The sequence below is a fragment of the Plantibacter sp. VKM Ac-2885 genome, assembly GCF_015351205.1.
GTDB classification, from domain to species: Bacteria; Actinomycetota; Actinomycetes; order Actinomycetales; family Microbacteriaceae; genus Plantibacter; species Plantibacter auratus.
Window position 1 is genome coordinate 137662 of the sequence record NZ_JADKSK010000002.1, and the last position, 15138, is coordinate 152799.

Annotated in this window: 13 protein-coding genes; 8 read left to right on the forward strand and 5 right to left on the reverse strand. The window is 70.9% G+C overall.

Annotated elements, in window-relative coordinates:
• Positions 1-110 precede the first annotated feature (110 nt).
• Entirely contained in the window at positions 111-1124 is a 1014-nt protein-coding gene (locus tag ITJ66_RS13215; protein ID WP_137244175.1) for an LLM class flavin-dependent oxidoreductase, read from the reverse strand.
• Between the two features lie 57 nt (positions 1125-1181).
• Positions 1182-3836 (reverse strand): glycoside hydrolase family 78 protein, encoded by a 2655-nt coding sequence (locus tag ITJ66_RS13220; RefSeq protein WP_194644915.1) that lies wholly within the window; start codon positions 3834-3836, stop codon positions 1182-1184.
• Between the two features lie 247 nt (positions 3837-4083).
• On the opposite strand from ITJ66_RS13220, the gene ITJ66_RS13225 reads away from it, so the two are divergent.
• The 5 genes from ITJ66_RS13225 to ITJ66_RS13245 are packed head-to-tail and all read left to right on the forward strand — an operon-like array spanning position 4084 to position 7970.
• Complete coding sequence (locus ITJ66_RS13225) at positions 4084-5379, forward strand: Tm-1-like ATP-binding domain-containing protein (RefSeq protein WP_194644916.1); 1296 nt, start codon at positions 4084-4086, stop codon at positions 5377-5379.
• A 2-nt stretch (positions 5380-5381) separates the two neighbouring features.
• Complete coding sequence (locus ITJ66_RS13230) at positions 5382-6206, forward strand: phosphoenolpyruvate hydrolase family protein (RefSeq protein WP_194644917.1); 825 nt, start codon at positions 5382-5384, stop codon at positions 6204-6206.
• A 54-nt stretch (positions 6207-6260) separates the two neighbouring features.
• The gene (locus tag ITJ66_RS13235; RefSeq protein ID WP_194644918.1) at positions 6261-6701 is read left to right on the forward strand and encodes a cupin domain-containing protein; all 441 of its coding nucleotides are present in this window, start codon (positions 6261-6263) and stop codon (positions 6699-6701) included.
• Entirely contained in the window at positions 6701-7096 is a 396-nt protein-coding gene (locus ITJ66_RS13240; protein ID WP_138945500.1) for an AraC family ligand binding domain-containing protein, read from the forward strand. The genes ITJ66_RS13235 and ITJ66_RS13240 overlap by 1 nt, the downstream gene beginning before the upstream one ends.
• 10 nt (positions 7097-7106) lie before the next feature.
• Positions 7107-7970 carry an NAD(P)-dependent oxidoreductase gene (locus tag ITJ66_RS13245; protein ID WP_194644919.1) on the forward strand — a complete coding sequence of 288 codons (864 nt, stop codon included), beginning with the start codon at positions 7107-7109 and terminating at the stop codon, positions 7968-7970.
• 9 nt (positions 7971-7979) lie between these two features.
• On the opposite strand, the gene ITJ66_RS13250 is transcribed toward ITJ66_RS13245, so the two are convergent.
• The gene (locus ITJ66_RS13250) at positions 7980-8684 is read right to left on the reverse strand and encodes a YafY family protein (RefSeq protein ID WP_194644920.1); all 705 of its coding nucleotides are present in this window, start codon (positions 8682-8684) and stop codon (positions 7980-7982) included.
• Positions 8685-8757: 73 nt separating this feature from the next.
• On the opposite strand from ITJ66_RS13250, the gene ITJ66_RS13255 reads away from it, so the two are divergent.
• Positions 8758-9513 carry an alpha/beta fold hydrolase gene (locus ITJ66_RS13255; RefSeq protein WP_194644921.1) on the forward strand — a complete coding sequence of 252 codons (756 nt, stop codon included), beginning with the start codon at positions 8758-8760 and terminating at the stop codon, positions 9511-9513.
• Positions 9514-9539: 26 nt separating this feature from the next.
• On the opposite strand, the gene ITJ66_RS13260 is transcribed toward ITJ66_RS13255, so the two are convergent.
• Positions 9540-10256 carry an NADPH-dependent F420 reductase gene (locus ITJ66_RS13260; protein ID WP_194644922.1) on the reverse strand — a complete coding sequence of 239 codons (717 nt, stop codon included), beginning with the start codon at positions 10254-10256 and terminating at the stop codon, positions 9540-9542.
• A 136-nt stretch (positions 10257-10392) separates the two neighbouring features.
• On the opposite strand from ITJ66_RS13260, the gene ITJ66_RS13265 reads away from it, so the two are divergent.
• Together ITJ66_RS13265 and ITJ66_RS13270 are read left to right on the forward strand one after the other, a co-directional pair.
• Positions 10393-10698 (forward strand): DUF3072 domain-containing protein, encoded by a 306-nt coding sequence (locus tag ITJ66_RS13265; protein WP_079706423.1) that lies wholly within the window; start codon positions 10393-10395, stop codon positions 10696-10698.
• Positions 10699-10712: 14 nt separating this feature from the next.
• Positions 10713-11969 (forward strand): NAD(P)/FAD-dependent oxidoreductase, encoded by a 1257-nt coding sequence (locus tag ITJ66_RS13270; RefSeq protein WP_194644923.1) that lies wholly within the window; start codon positions 10713-10715, stop codon positions 11967-11969.
• Here ITJ66_RS13270 and ITJ66_RS13275 read toward each other — a convergent pair.
• Positions 11947-15006 carry a glycoside hydrolase family 2 TIM barrel-domain containing protein gene (locus ITJ66_RS13275; RefSeq protein ID WP_194644924.1) on the reverse strand — a complete coding sequence of 1020 codons (3060 nt, stop codon included), beginning with the start codon at positions 15004-15006 and terminating at the stop codon, positions 11947-11949. The two genes, ITJ66_RS13270 and ITJ66_RS13275, sit on opposite strands and share 23 nt — an antisense overlap.
• Positions 15007-15138 lie beyond the last annotated feature (132 nt).

Below are 15138 nucleotides of genomic sequence, written 5' to 3' on the forward strand. Positions count from 1 at the left end.
GTCCGGCGACCACAACTCCTGCGGACGGTTCGCCGTCGACCGTGAGGGCAGCGCCTGGTGCGCATGTCAACCTGCAGACGGGCGATCAGCAGGAGTTGTGATCCCCGGGGTTACCCCAGCGCCGGCTTGATGTCCTTGACGATCGACTCCAGGATGCGCGCGTTGAACTCGACGCCGAGCTGGTTCGGGACGGTGACGAGGACGGTGTCGGCGGCCTGCACGGCGGCGTCGGCCGCGAGCTCTGCGGCGATGACGTCGGGCTCGCCGATGAAGCTGCGGCCGAAGCGCGCGAGTCCGCCGTCGAGGTGTCCGACCTGGTCCTTCGAGTCTGCCTGGGCGCGCAGTCCGAAGTAGCGGCGCGTCTCATCATCGATGAGCGGCAGGATGCTGCGGCTCACGGAGACCCGCGGCTGCCACTCGTGACCGGCCTCTGACCAGGCGTCACGGAACATCTGGATCTGCTCCGCCTGCAGTTCGTCGAACGGCACCCCGGTGTCCTCGGTGAGGAGCGTCGACGACATGAGGTTCATGCCCTGCTCCGCAGTCCACACCGCCGTGGACCGCGAGCCGGCGCCCCACCAGATGCGCTCGCCGAGCTCCGGCGACTGCGGCTGGATCGCGAGCAGGCCGTTGGTCCCCGTCATCTGCGGGTTGGCACGCGCCACGCCCGCACCGGCGATGGCCGCGCGGAACACCTCGGTGTGCGAGCGGGCGATGTCCGCATCGGTCTCATCGTCGCCCGGAACGTAACCGAACGACTCCGACCCGCGGAGGGCTGTCTCGGGTGATCCCCGGCTCACGCCGAGCTGCAGTCGGCCGTCGCTGATGAGGTCGGTGGCCGCCGCCTCCTCGGCCATGTAGAGCGGGTTCTCGTACCGCATGTCGATGACACCGGTGCCGAGTTCGATCGTCGAGGTCTTCGCCGCCATCGCCGCCAGGAGCGGGAACGGCGACGCGAGCTGCCGGGCGAAGTGGTGCACGCGCACGTACGCGCCGTCGACGCCGACCTCCTCCGCCGCGACCGCGAGGTCGATGCTCTGCAGCAGTGCGTCACGCCCGGTGCGCACGCTGGAGCCCGGAACGTCTTGCCAGTGTCCGAAGGACAGGAACCCGATCTTCTTCACGGTTGATTCAACCGGCCCCAGTTCCCCCCTATTCCGCCCGCGAACTGTCGCCTGCGGCTAGTGCGAGGCCTGCACACTAGCCGGAAGTGACAGTTCGCGAGCAACGGTGTGGAGGCCGGAGCGGACGGGGAACGGCGGGTGGCCGGGGAGGTCGATCATCGCCGTCGTCCCCGTGGGCACCTCGACCTCGACGTGCAGCGTGCCGTCGACGATCCGCCAGGCGACCGAGGCCCGCCCGTAGGGCGTCAGGTGCACGGCCGAGGCGTGGGTGAGCCCGCCGCCGGGTCGGGGCCGGAACAGGATCGAGCGGTAGCCGGGTGCGGCTGGAGCGATACCGGCGACGACCCGGTGCAGCCAGTCGGCCACCGCTCCGAGCGCGTAGTGGTTGAACGAGGTCATCTGCCCCGGGTTCACGGTCCCGTCGGGCAGCATGCTGTCCCAGCGTTCCCAGATCGTGGTCGCGCCCTGTCCCACCGCGTACAGCCAGGACGGGCACTCGTCCTCGAGCAGCAGGTCGTAGGCGCGGTCGAGATGGCCCGACGTCGTCAGCGCGTCGCTGACGATCGGCGTCCCGACGAAGCCCGTCGCGATGCGATTGCCGGCGGCGGCGACGAGGGCGCTCAACCGCTCGCCGGCGCGGTCGACGGCCGCCGGGTCCGGCAGGAGCTCGAACGCGATCGCGAGCGAGTACGCGGTCTGCGCATCACTCGTCATCAGCCCGTCCTCGCCGACGTACTCCGCGAGGAACGCCCTGCGGGTCGCCTCAGCGAGCTCGGCGTAGTGCTCGGCGTCGTCCACTCGGCCGAGCACGGCGGCGGTCTTCGCGAGGTGCGCCGTGGACCAGGCCGAGTAGGCGGTGGCGACGAGGTGGCGGTCGGTGAGCGACTCCGCCGGGCGATCCGGTGGTGCGGCCGGGTCGAGCCAGTCGCCCAGCTGGAACCCCTCGTTCCACAGGTGGTCAGGGCCGGAGAGCCGGTGGACGAGGTCGACCCACCGCTTCGCGCTGTCGTACTGGGCCGCCAGGACGCCGATGTCGCCGAAGCGCTCGTAGAGCACCCACGGGGTGAGGACGGCGACGTCGCCCCACACGGCGCCGGGTCGGTTCGGCGTCCACTGGCCATCGTCGGGGATGAACGGGACGTACCAGGGCACGGTGCCGTCCTCGTGCTGCTCGACCGCGACGTCGCGCAACCAGGAGCCGAGCATGCCCGACACGTCGTACAGGAACGAGGCGGTGCGTGCGAAGACCTGCAGGTCGCCGGTCCAGCCCACGCGCTCGTCCCGCTGCGGGCAGTCGGTGGGGAGATCGACGAAGTTCCCACGCATGCTCCACAGCACGTTCTCGTGCAGGCGGTCCACCCGCTCGTCGGAGCTCTCGAACCAGCCCGTCCGCTCGAGGTCGGAGTGGTAGACCCGCGCCACGACGTCGCCGTTCGCGACCGCCACGTCGAGATCGCCCGGCCATCCGGTGATCTCCGCGTACCGGAAGCCGTGGATCGTGAACCGCGGCTCCCATTCCTCCGCGGGACCTCCGTCGGCCGGGGCCGGGCGGCCGGCAAGGGTGTAGCTGTCCGTCGCTTTCGCCTCGCGGAGTGGACGGGTGTAGATCTCGCCCTCCTGCATGACCTCCGCGGTCCGGATCACGACCGTCTCGCCCGCCGGACCGGTGACCCGGATCCGCAGTCGACCGACGAGGTTCTGGCCGAGGTCGAGGATGCGCCTGCCGCTCGGGCTCGTGAGGACCGCGATCGGCGCGACCTCCTGCGTCGCGCGCACCGGGGGTCCCTGCGGCGCGACGAAGGTGGCGGGGTCGCGTGTGCCGATCCGTACGCCGGCCCACCCACTGTCGTCGAAGCCGGGCTCCGACCATCCGGGGAGCTCCTCGCGGGCGTCGTAGTGCTCACCGTCGTAGTTGCCGGAGCTGATGATGGGGCCGAACGAGGCGCGCCAGTGCTCGTCGGTCACGATGGTCTCGACGCGACCGTCCTCATAGCGGAGTTCGAGCTGGGCGATGAGCGACAGGTCCGAGCCGAACAGGTTGCGGAAGCCACCGCGCCACCCCAAGCGGCCCCGGTACCAGCCGTCGCCCATCCAGGAGCCGATGGCGTTGTCGCCTGGCTGCAGGAGGTCGGTGACATCGTGCGTCGCCGTGCGCAGCCGGCTCGCGTAGCTGGTCCAGCCCGGCGCGAGCGCCTCGTCCCCGACGCGACGACCGTTGATCTCCGCCTCGTAGACGCCGTGCGCCGTGAGGTACAACCGCGCCGAGACGAGGTCGGCACCGACGGTGAAGTCCCGCCGCAGCAAGGGTGGCCGACGTGTGTCGCTCTCCGGCTCCTCATCCCAGTCGGCTGCTACCGGCACCGCGACCCAGTCGCCCGGTGCGAGCAGGCCGGCCTCGACCGTCGACGACGGGCTCCAGTCGGCCGCCTCGATCGCCTGACCAGGGCCGCTGTCGGTGCCCCACACCCGTACGCGCACCGATGCCACCTCACGCGAGCGCAGTGGAGCGGCGGGCCAGGCGACGAGGACGGATTCACCGGTGGCGACCCGTCCCGTGGTCGTGACCCGTCCGTCGCGGGTGATCTCGATCTCGGCGGCGTGCTGCTCCCAGCCGGCGGGGGCCAGGTTCGTCCAGCTCAGCCTCGGGGTGGCGTCGCCGATCCCGCGGGCCTCGCGGACGTGCTCGAATCTGGGGGCGCTCGTGGTCACCATCGTGGCTGCTGGTCCTCTCGTCAGGCAGGGCGCGTCGCAGCTCGCTCGGCGATCAGCTCTGACACGTTTCAAAACCTGATGCTACAGCGTTGGTATACGAGAAAGCGAGGATAGGGCGACACTTCTTGACACGTTTCAAAACCTGGACCAGGATGGAGGCGCTGGCGGAGTCGAAGCGGATCCGTCAGGTGGGGCGCGCCGATGCGCGGCCGTCCTGCGCTCACGACGACGACGATGGAGAGCGACGATGACAGCACCCGAAGCCGGAGTCCGACCGACGGTCGCCCTCGTCGGCACCCTCGATACGAAGGGTGCCGAGTACCGATGGGTCGCTGAGCGTCTCGGCGAACTGGGCGCGGACGTTGTGGTCGTCGACGCCGGAACGCGCGAGCCCCACGGGTACATCGCTGCCGTGGACCACCCGAACCACGAGGTGGCGGCCACCGCCGGCACCGATCTCGAGACGCTGCTCGCCGCGGAGGACCGTGGCGCCGCCGTGAGCGCGATGGCCGAGGGTGCCGCGACCGTGATCGGCCGGCTGCACGCCTCCGGGCGGGTCGACGCCGTCCTCGCCCTCGGCGGCAGCGGTGGGTCGGCCATCGCCGCCCGGGTCTTCCGCGAACTGCCGATCGGGGCCCCGAAGCTCCTCGTGTCGACGATGGCGTCCGGGGACGTCGCGCCGTACGTCGGCGCGAACGACGTGACGCTCATGTACAGCGTGGTCGACATCGCCGGGATCAACCAGATCTCCCGTGCCGTCCTCGGGAACGCGGTGGCGGCCATGGCCGGCATGGCGGCGGCTGCGCAGGCGCGCGGTCCGGCCTCGTCCGCCGAACGGACGGACCGCCCGCTCGTCGGGGCGTCGATGTTCGGGGTCACGACGCCCGCGGTCGACGTGGCTCGCGAGCGCCTCGACGAACTCGGCTACGAGGTCCTCGTCTTCCACGCCACCGGCTCGGGTGGGCAGGCGCTGGAGTCACTCGCCCGCAGTGGCATGCTCGCGGGGGTCCTCGACCTCACCACCACCGAACTCGCCGACGACCTCGTCGGCGGCGTGCTGACGGCGGGCCCCGACCGACTCACCGCGGCCGGCGCGGCAGGTGTCCCGCAGCTCGTCAGCCTCGGTGCGCTCGACATGGTGAACTTCGGCCCTCGCGACACCGTGCCGGAGCGGTTCTCCGATCGCGACTTCTTCGTCCACAACGCGACGGTGACGCTCATGCGCACCACGGTCGACGAGAACCGCGAACTGGGCGAGCGGATCGGGGCGAAGCTCGCAGGAGCCGAGGCCCCCACCGTCCTGCTGATCCCGCGCGGCGGTGTCTCGGCGCTCGACGCCGAGGGCTTGCCCTTCCGTGACCCGGCGGCGGACACGGCGCTCGTCGATGCGGTGCTCGCGGGCGTGGCGGGCAGTGCGGTCACCGTCGTCGACCGTCCGGAACACCTCAATGATCCGGTGTTCGCGAGGATCGCAGCCGACACCCTGCACGCCCTGATCGAGCGGGACAGCACGGGCCAGCACAGCACAACCGAAGAGGACTGACCATGGACAGGACCATCGCACTCGAACGTCTCCGCGCCACCGTCGCGCGCGGTGAGGCCGTCATCGGCGCCGGTGCGGGCACCGGCATCTCGGCGAAGTCAGCGGAGGCGGGAGGCGTCGACCTCATCATCATCTACAACTCCGGCCGGTATCGGATGGCCGGTCGCGGCTCACTGTCGGGGCTGCTCGCCTACGGGGACGCCAATCAGGTCGTCGTGGAGATGAGCCGGGAGGTGCTGCCGATCGTCCGCGACACCCCGGTGCTCGCCGGTGTGAACGGCACGGACCCGTTCCGGATCATGGAGCGCTTCCTCGACGAACTCAAGACGATGGGGTTCGCCGGCGTGCAGAACTTCCCGACCGTCGGGCTCTTCGACGGCGTCTTCCGCCAGAACCTCGAGGAGACGGGCATGGGCTACGACCTCGAGGTCGACATGATCCGCCTCGCCGCCGAGCGCGACCTCCTCACGGCGCCGTACGTCTTCGACGTCCAGTCGACGGTCGCGATGACCGAGGCGGGTGCCGACGTCCTCGTCCCGCACATGGGCCTCACGACCGCCGGCACGATCGGCGCGACCACGGCGCTCTCGCTGGAGGAGTCGGCGCACCGGGTGCAGGAGATGCGGGACGCGGCCGTCGCGATCAACCCTGACGTCATTGTGCTGTGCCACGGCGGTCCGATCGCCGAGCCCGATGACGCCGCCTACATCCTCGCCAACACGACGGGTGTCTCCGGGTTCTTCGGCGCATCATCCGTCGAGCGTCTCCCGACCGAGCGCGCCATCAAGCGCCAGATCGAGGACTTCAAGGCGATCCAGACCCGCTGATCGCCCGCACCGCCCGCACCGCCCACCGCACGACCACTCGATGAGGAGCCTCACATGACCGAACACGCCATCACCCCTGCCACCGCCGGCCGTCGCCCCGACGAGGTCCCCACCCGGGTTTTCGACTGGGGCACCATCAAGTGGCTCGTCACCCCGCATCTCGACGAGGGCGCCGGGCTCACGGTCGGCGAGGTCATCGTCTACCCCGGGCAGGGCCACGCACCCCACCAGCACCCGGGCGAGGAGGAGGTCATCACGGTGATCTCCGGTGAGGGGGTCCAGACGGTCGGCGACGGTCCGGCGTTCCCGATCCGCGAGGGCGACGCCGTGTACATCCCGAACGACACCGTGCACTCCACCTACAACACGACGTGGCGCCCGCTACGGCTGTCGGTCGTGTACACGCCGGGTGGCGCGGAGACGGGGCTCGACGGCCTGCCCGACGCGCGCATCCTCGACGCCGGAACGGCCCCGAGCTGGAAGCAGGACCGCTGATGCCGGTGATCGAACCGGGCTCCTGGGTGCATCCGGGTTCGAAGCCGGACTGGAGCGAGATCGGCACGATCGGGCGCTTCGCGGTGTCGGTCGACGGTGGACGGTTCGACCGGCACCACCACGACGACCACGAGATCTGGTTCATCACCGAGGGCAAGGGGAAGGTGCTCGTCGACGGTGGTGAGCGCTACGTGCAGTCGGGCGACATCGTGCTGACGCAGGCCGGCGACACCCACGACATCGTCGAAGTGTACGAGACGATCCGCGGCTTCTTCACGGAGACGGGACTCCCGGCCGGTGGGCGCGTCGGTCATCTGCATGCGAACGACGAGGACGCCGCCGGGCACGTGGTGACCGCACTCCCGCTGCCTGCTGACTTCCCGGCCCGAGCCTAGGATCGTCGGTATGCGCATCGCCGTCACCGGGAGTTCGGGCAAGCTCGGCTCCGCCACCGTCGAACGCCTGCGGCGGGACGGCCACGACGTGCACGGGCTCGACGTCGCGGGCGCGGCCGGGCCGGGGTTCACCCGTGTGGACCTGGCCGACTACGGGCAGACGATCGACAGCCTGCTCGGGGTGACGGCGAGGTTCGCAGGTCTCGACGCCGTGGTGCACCTGGCCGCGATCCCGGTGAACGGGCTCGTGCCGGATGCGGCGACGTTCCACAACAACCTGACCGTGTCGTTCAACGTGCTGCACGCGGCGCTGCGGGCGGGGATCCGGACGATCGTGACGGCGTCGAGCATCACGGCCATGGGATTCCCGTTCGAGGAGGCGCCCGAGTTCCTGCCGATGGACGAGACCGTCAGTCGCGCGAACAACACCTACGCGCTCGGGAAGGTCGCCGAGGAGGCGATGGCCGCACAGCTGGTGCGGTGGGCCGACGGGACGTCGATCACGGCGCTGCGGTTCACGAACGTCGTGGCGCCGGGGGAGTACGGGACCTTCGCGCGGGCGTCGGAGCCCGGGTACCGACGCGATCTCCTGTTCAGCTATGTCGACGCACGTGACGGTGCGCAGGCGGTCGCGCTGGCGCTGGCGCGGGCGGAGCCCGGCTTCGAGGTCTACGACGTGTGCGCCTCCGACAACGGGACGACCGTGCCGTCGGCGGAGCTCGTGGCGACGCACTTCCCCGGTGTCCCGCTGCGGGCGGGGCTCGGCGAGTTCGAGACGCTCATGTCCATCGACAAGGCCCGCACACGGCTCGGCTTCGAGCCCGAGTACTCCTGGCGGGACGAGTTCGAGCGCGAGCAGTCGACGCGGGGCTGACCGGCCGCCTCAGCGATCCTCCCTCCGACCGTGGACCGGGGCCGCGTTCGCGGGAGGGTCGCCGACCTCCTTCACCGTGTGGCCGCTGCAGCCCACCGACGTCACGCTGGCTCGCTCGATGCGCGCCACGGTGAACCACCGCATGGCGTCGCGCATTCGGCACCATCCGACGAGGTACCACTGACCGTTCGTCGAGGCGAACAGCACGGGCTCGACGTCGCGCGTGGTCGTGCTCCCGGCCCGCGAGGTGTACCGGATGCGGACGACCCGTTGCTCGGCCATCGCCGCTTCGAGCGCCGATCGGACGACGCGCGAAGCGGTCGGGGGCGCATCGACCCATATCCGACCGGCCAGTGCGTCGGCTCGTGCCCGGGTCCTGGGGTCGAGGACGTCCAGGATCTTCTGCACTCCGGCGGCCGCCAGGTCCGCGTAGGGGGCGTCGGGTGCCGCGGACACCGCCGACATGAGCGCCACCGCCTGCACCGGAGACAGGCTGACCGGGGGTAGCGTCGCCCCGACGGCCAAGCCGTATCCGCCACCTGGTCCGGGGCGTGACCAGATGGGCGCCCCGCTCCGCTCGAGCGCCTGCAGGTCTCGCTTGACGGTGCGCACCGAGACGCCGAAGTCCCTCGCCAACCGCTCGGCGGAGGTTCCTCGCGATCCACCCCGACGCAGTGTCTCGGACAGGGCGTGGAGCCGCTCCGCCCGCTTCATCGGCTCACGAGTTCGAGATTCATGACAGAAATAGTGACACACAGCTGCCTGGAGTGCGCTTCAGGCTGGAGTCATGAACACACAGAACGACACCCCGACCATCATCCTCATCGCCGGCCACTGGCTGGGCGCCTGGGCCTGGGACGACGTCATCGACCATCTCGACCCCGACCGCTCGCGCGCCGTCGCGATCACCCTGCCCGGCCTCGACGACGCCGATCCCGACCGGTCCAGCAGGACCCTCGACGACCAAGTGGCCGCGATCACGGAGGTCCTCGCCCGGCGGGACGTCTCCGCGGACGACCCAGCGGTCATCGTCGCGCACAGCGGCGCCAACGCGCCCGTCAGCCTGCTCCTCGACCGGCATCCGGAGCTCGTCCGCCGGGTGGTCTGGGTGGACTCCGGCCCGCTGGCGTCCGGAACGGTCTTCGCGCCGGACCTCCCGGACGACGTGGACGAGCTTCCGCTCCCGGCCTTCGACGTCCTCGCCCAGCAGGCGAGCCTCGACGGCTTGAGCGCCGAGGTCCTCGACCGGTTCCGCGCCCGGGCGGTCCCCGAGCCGGGGTCCGTCCTCCGACAGGCTGTCGAGCTGACCAACGAGGCCCGCGCCGCCGTCCCGACCACCCTGGTGTGCTGTTCGATCCCGAGCGCGCAAGTGCTGGACCTGGCCCGAGGCGGACACCCCATGTTCGCCGAGGTCGCGGGGCTCGAGACGGTCGAGGTCGTCGACCTCCCGACAGGTCACTGGCCGATGTGGAGCCGTGCCGGCGAGCTCGCGGAGGTGATCCGCTCAGCGGCGCTCACCCCGCGACCGAACGGTCGAGACTGATCTGACGCTGGAACCCGCCGCGTCGCCTAGCGGACGCCCGCCTCGGCTTCGGCCAATGCCCGCACCTCGGCGACCTCGCGGATCTCGTCGGCCCCGATGTTCGCCCCGAAGAGCTCGTGTCCGGGTTCGAGGACGACGCCCGCGCGCAACGGTCCGATCTCGACGGGGTCGAACCCGAGGGCGTCGACCACGGCCGAGGCGGCTGCACGGTCCGCGGGGGCGTCGCCGGCGATCGCGATACCCTTGCGGCCCGGCGTGCAGGCCGGACGCGGCTCCCCGTCGAGGTCGTGGTACCCCATGTGGTTGAACGCCTTCACGACCCGTGACTCCGGCAGGAAGGCGGCGACCAGCTCGCTCGTCGAGGTCTCCGGCGCGCTGAGGTCGTCGCGATGTCCGTCGACCTCCCACCAGTAGTTCATGGCGTCGATGACGAGCTTGCCGCGCAGCTCGTCGACGGGCACCGACCGGTGCTTGCCGAGGGGCAGCGCGAGGATGACGAGGTCGGCCTGGGCCGCTGCCTCGGCGGCGGTCGTGGCGACGGCACCCGGAGCGAGGACGTCGATCGTCAGGGCGATCCGGGCGGCGTCGCGTGATCCGCTGATGAGCACCCGGTATCCGGCGGCGACCGCGAGTCGTCCCAGGACCGTGCCGACCTTGCCGGCGCCGAGGATGCCGATGGTGATGCCCTGCGACGGAGTCGGCTCGTCGGCGGATCGGTCGGTTCCGGAAGCGGTGTCGGACATGGGTCTCCTTCGTGGACGGTGCGGCCGCACGCGGTCGCCTGGGTCAACCGGGGGTCGTCCGTCGCTATTCCGACACCGATCGCGCGGGCCGCGCAACCCCTCCTGCCCGATCGCCCACTCGACGTACCGTTGCCGCATGACTGACGCAGAACAGACCGATGCAACGACCCCTGACGCCACGACCTCCGGAGCACCCGAGACGATCGGCGCCACCGAGGAGACCCTCGGAGCCCGGGGCGACGACAGCTCGACGAGCGCGAGCAAGGACCCCGAGGACTGGGTCACCGGAGACGAGCCGATGACCGGCCCGCAGCGCAGCTACCTCGACACCCTGGCGCGCGAGGCCGGCGAGGAGCTCCCCGCCGACCTGACGAAGGCGCAGGCCTCCGAGCACATCGACCGGCTGCAGAACGCCACCGGTCGCGGTCAGTCCGGATCCTGAGCGTCGCCGCCACCGTGACCGATCCCAGGACGGCACAGCTCCATCACGAGGTGGTCGTCATCGGTGGCGGCAACGCCGGTCTCTCCGTCGCCGGGAGGCTCCGGCGATACGGCGTGGATGACGTCGCGGTCATCGAACCGCGGGAGCACCATCGGTACCAACCGATGTTCTCGCACGTCGCGGGCGGGACCGCGTCCGCGTCGGTCGCCACGAGGCCACAGCTCGTCGTGACGCCGAAGGGCGTGACCTGGATCCAGGACCGGGTCCAGTCCATCGACCCGGTCGCGAAGACGGTGACGCTGGAATCCGGCACCGCCGTCGAGTACGACCAGCTCATCGTCGCTCCGGGCATCCAGCAGGACTGGGACGCCGTGCCCGGTCTGACGGAGGCGATGGCGTCGCCGGTGGGGATCTCCAACTACACGTTCGAGTACGCGCAGAAGGCCTCGCGCGTGCTCCGGTCGGTCCGCTCCGGCACCGTCGTGTTCACGCAGCCCGCCGGCCCCGCGAGCTGCTCGGGTGCCGCCCAGAAGCCGATGTACCTCGCGTGCGACTACTGGCGGCAGACGGGCGTCCTCGACGACATCCGTGTGGTGCTGGTCGTGCCCACACCCACGATGTTCGGCATGCCGATGATCGACGCCGAACTCGACCGCAAGGTCGCCGAGTACGGCATCGAGGTGCGGTTCTCGCGCGAGCTCGTCGCGGTGGATCCGGAGCTGCGCGTGGTGACCATCGCGCAGACCGACCCGCAGGACGGCCCGGATCGCGGGCAGGACGGCGTGACGGGCGGACTCCGGGAGGAGATCCCCTACGACGTCCTCCACGCCGTGCCGCCGCAGTCCGCACCCGACTGGCTCGCGGCCACGGCGCTCGCCGACCCCGGCAACCCGGGTGGGTTCGTCGAGGTCGACTCGCTGACCCTGCGGCATCCGCGCTTCCCCGACGTCTGGGCGCTCGGCGACGCCGCCGCGGTGATGAGCTCGAAGTCCGGCGGTGCCCTCCGGCAACAGACGAAGACCCTCGCGAAGAACCTCGTCGCCGTGCGGTCCGGCCAGCAGCCGAGCACCGTCTACAACGGCTACTCGGTCTGCCCGTTCACGGTCTCCCGCGGGACGGTGGTGTTCGCCGAGTTCGACGACCGCTACCGCCCGAAGCCCTCGATCCCGTTCTGGAACGGACTCGCGAAGGAGCGTCGGTTCACGTTCATCGCCGACCGCTACGTCCTGCCCTGGGTGTACTGGAACCTCATCCTGCAGGGTCGGGCGTGAGCGTCCGCAGCCGCACGCCGAAGGTCGTCTCCGCCACCGGCACGCGGTAGCGCTCGGGCAGGGCCGGGCCGCATGACGAGCTACCGAGGCCCTGCTGCGCGTGGTCGAGGTTGAGCCACACGCGGCCGGAGTCTCGGAGGTCCTGCGGGTGGCGGGCCTCCTCGAGCGCTTCGCTCGTCCACCGTCGGGCGGTGAAGTCGAAGCCGGTGTCCTGCAGCTGCTCGGCGCGCAGGGTCGGCAGGCCGTCGCCGGTGAGTTCCACCCACCGCGTCCCGACGTGGTTGCCGTTCTCCTCGGGCACCGGGTAGTCGGTCTGGAGCCCGTCGACACTGCTCGTGAAGCGACCGACGCGCGCCGCGGCGAGGCTGTCGACGTACGACTCGCCGGGGCCGCGACCGAACCACGTCGCATCCGTGTAGCTGCCCGGTAGTCCGAGTCGGAGGCCCAGGCGTGGCAACGTCAGCACGTGATCGCCGATGGGGGTGTGTTCCCAGATCCCCTCGGGGACGACGGTCACCGACAGGTCCAGGGCGCCGCCCACGTCGGTCCAGTCGAACGTCCAGCGCAGGCCGAGCCCGTGCGCGGCCGGGGCGCTGCGGCCGGAGACCCGCAGGCCGCCGCCCTGCCCGTCGTCGATCCGCTCGACAGCGTCGGTGCGGTGGAGGAAGCGGTCGAGTCCCGTGAGCTTCCAACTGGCGGCGGCGGTGTTCCGTGGGCCCTGACCCCGGTCGTTCTCGGTGGGTGCGCGCATGATGTCGAGGGCGGGGCCGTCGAACTCCAGGTCGCCGAGCGCGCGGAGTCGGCCGGTGCGGGCGTCGAAGGAGCCTGCGCCGAGGGTGATGCGGTGGCCCGGCGTGCGGTCGGCGCGAGCGAGGGGTCTGCGCGCCGCGGCCGGCACGGGAACGGTGACGCCGGTCGGATCCGCCGTTCGGTCGGCATGGATCTGCGCCTGCCCGAACGCGACCTCGTGTCCCGCTGCCGCCCACGGCTCGTCGGCCGCCAGGACCGCCCGCACGGTGAGCCAACGCTCGACGGGTGCGCCGGAGACCGGATCGACACCGGCGGTCGGCACGAGCGCCTCCGCCGGCAGGTCGACGGTCGCCGCGCTCCGGGGGTCGGCGGACGGTGTCGTCAACGCACCCGACGCGACGAGGAGGCCGTCGTCCTCCAGCTGCCACCGGAGTGCCAGGTGATCGAGTGACCGCATGTCGTGTTTGTTCCTGACCGTCAGCTTGCCGGTGGTGGCGTCCGCCAGGAGCTCGACCGGACTGATCGCGGCGTGCAGCTCGGCGAGGCCCGGGGAGGGCGTGCGGTCGGCGAAGACGAGTCCATCGAGGCAGTAGCGTCCGCCGTTCGGTCGGAAGGCGACATCGCCACCATGCATGACGAACTCGTTCCCGGCGGCGTCGGTACTGCGGAAGCCGTGGTCGATCCACTCCCAGACGAAGCCGCCGCAGAACCGGTCGGAGGACTCGAGGATCCGCTGGTAGTCGACGAGCGACCCCGGGCCGTTGCCCATCGCGTGCGCGTACTCGCAGAGCAGGAACGGGAGCCTCCGCCGACGCACGTCATCCGGCGACCCCGCCACGACGCCCGCGGGGGTCGGTTCCTCGCGACGGCCGATGGCCTCGAGTAGCTCCTGGTCGGGGTACATGAGGCTCGAGAAGTCCGAGTTCCGGTAGGACGGGTCGCGCTCGTACATGATCGGCCGGGACGGGTCGCGCTCGCGGATCCACTGCTCCAGCACGTCGAAGTTCTCGCCGACCCAGCTCTCGTTCGCCATCGACCACACGACGATCGACGGGTGGTTCTTGTCTCGCTCGACCATCCGCTGGACACGGTCGAGCATCGCGTCGCGCCAGACCGGCTCCGTCGGCGGATTGCCGGCCCAGTCGGTGTAGATGAAGCCGTGGGTCTCGAGGTCGCACTCCTCGACCACCCACAGCCCCAGCTCGTCGCAGAGGCGGAGGAAGTCGGGGTGGGGCGGGTAGTGGCTCGTGCGCACGGCGTTGAGGTTGTGCCGCTTCATGAGCAGGATGTCCTGCCGCATGGTCTCCGTGTCGAGCGAACGGCCGCGGTCCTGGTCGTGCTCGTGCCGGTTGACCCCGCGGAACAGCACCGGGACGCCGTTCACGAGGAAGCGGCCGTCCTCGATGGAGACGGTGCGGAACCCGACGCGCAGCTCGACGGTCTCGCCGGCCATAGGCGTCTCGTCGGTCGGCCGCGGCCTGAGGTGCGCCGTGTAGAGACGCGGCACCTCGGCGCTCCAGGGCTCGACCGGCAGAGCGGTCGCGGTGCCGGTGGGGAGGTCGCGGATGCCGAGCTCGGGGACGTCGACGAGGCCGGGGACGTCGGTGTCGACACGCAGGACGCCGATGCCGTCGCGGTGGTCGTAGCTCGCGCGGACCTGGACGTCGTCGATCGCGCCGGCCGGGCGTTCCAGGAGGTCGACGTCGCGGAAGATCCCCGGCAACCACCACATGTCCTGGTCCTCCAGGTAGGTGCCGCTCGACCACCGGTGCACCCGCACGGCGAGGACGTTCTCACCGGAGACGAGGTGCTCCCCGACGTCGTACTCCACCGGGAGCCGGCTGCCCTTGCTGTGGCCGAGGAGCACGCCGTTCAACCACACGGTCCCGCAGGAGTCGACACCTTGGAAGCGCAGCACCGTGTCAGAGCGTCGCCAGTCCTCCGGCAGGGTGAAGGTACGGCGGTAGTCGCCCGTCGGGTTCTCCTCGGGCACGCGAGGCGGGTCGATCGGGATCGGGAACGCGGTGTTCGTGTACAGCGGCTGCCCGTGGCCCTCGAGGACCCAATGGGCAGGCACCCGGATGCAATCCCAGGAGGAGTCGTCGAGCGACGGATCGCCGAAGGTGTCGCCCGTCCCGTCGGCCGTCGGCGAGAGGGTGAACGCCCAGTCGCCGTTGAGGGACAGCCGACGCGCATCGCTCAGTTCGTCGGCCCGGGGTCGCCGCCGGCCGGTCCCCGGGATCGGGTCTTCGACCCACGACGCTGCGAGCCCTGCTGAGTCGTTCATCGTCGTGCAACCTTCATCGTCGTGCAACCTTCATCGCCTGTTGTGCCTTTCTCAGGAGGTCCTCGGCGCGCCGGCCCGGCCAGCGGCCGCCACACCGAGGGACTCCTGAGAAAGGGACAGGGGAAGAGAACG

Coding starts and splice junctions, on each gene's coding strand:
- ITJ66_RS13265 (WP_079706423.1), top strand. CDS start 10,393: ATGACTGACGCAGAACAGACCGATGCAACGACCCCTGACGCCACGACC.
- ITJ66_RS13275 (WP_194644924.1), bottom strand. CDS start 15,006: ATGAACGACTCAGCAGGGCTCGCAGCGTCGTGGGTCGAAGACCCGATC.
- ITJ66_RS13250 (WP_194644920.1), bottom strand. CDS start 8,684: ATGAAGCGGGCGGAGCGGCTCCACGCCCTGTCCGAGACACTGCGTCGG.
- ITJ66_RS13255 (WP_194644921.1), top strand. CDS start 8,758: ATGAACACACAGAACGACACCCCGACCATCATCCTCATCGCCGGCCAC.
- ITJ66_RS13235 (WP_194644918.1), top strand. CDS start 6,261: ATGACCGAACACGCCATCACCCCTGCCACCGCCGGCCGTCGCCCCGAC.
- ITJ66_RS13260 (WP_194644922.1), bottom strand. CDS start 10,256: ATGTCCGACACCGCTTCCGGAACCGACCGATCCGCCGACGAGCCGACT.
- ITJ66_RS13240 (WP_138945500.1), top strand. CDS start 6,701: ATGCCGGTGATCGAACCGGGCTCCTGGGTGCATCCGGGTTCGAAGCCG.
- ITJ66_RS13225 (WP_194644916.1), top strand. CDS start 4,084: ATGACAGCACCCGAAGCCGGAGTCCGACCGACGGTCGCCCTCGTCGGC.
- ITJ66_RS13220 (WP_194644915.1), bottom strand. CDS start 3,836: ATGGTGACCACGAGCGCCCCCAGATTCGAGCACGTCCGCGAGGCCCGC.
- ITJ66_RS13245 (WP_194644919.1), top strand. CDS start 7,107: ATGCGCATCGCCGTCACCGGGAGTTCGGGCAAGCTCGGCTCCGCCACC.
- ITJ66_RS13230 (WP_194644917.1), top strand. CDS start 5,382: ATGGACAGGACCATCGCACTCGAACGTCTCCGCGCCACCGTCGCGCGC.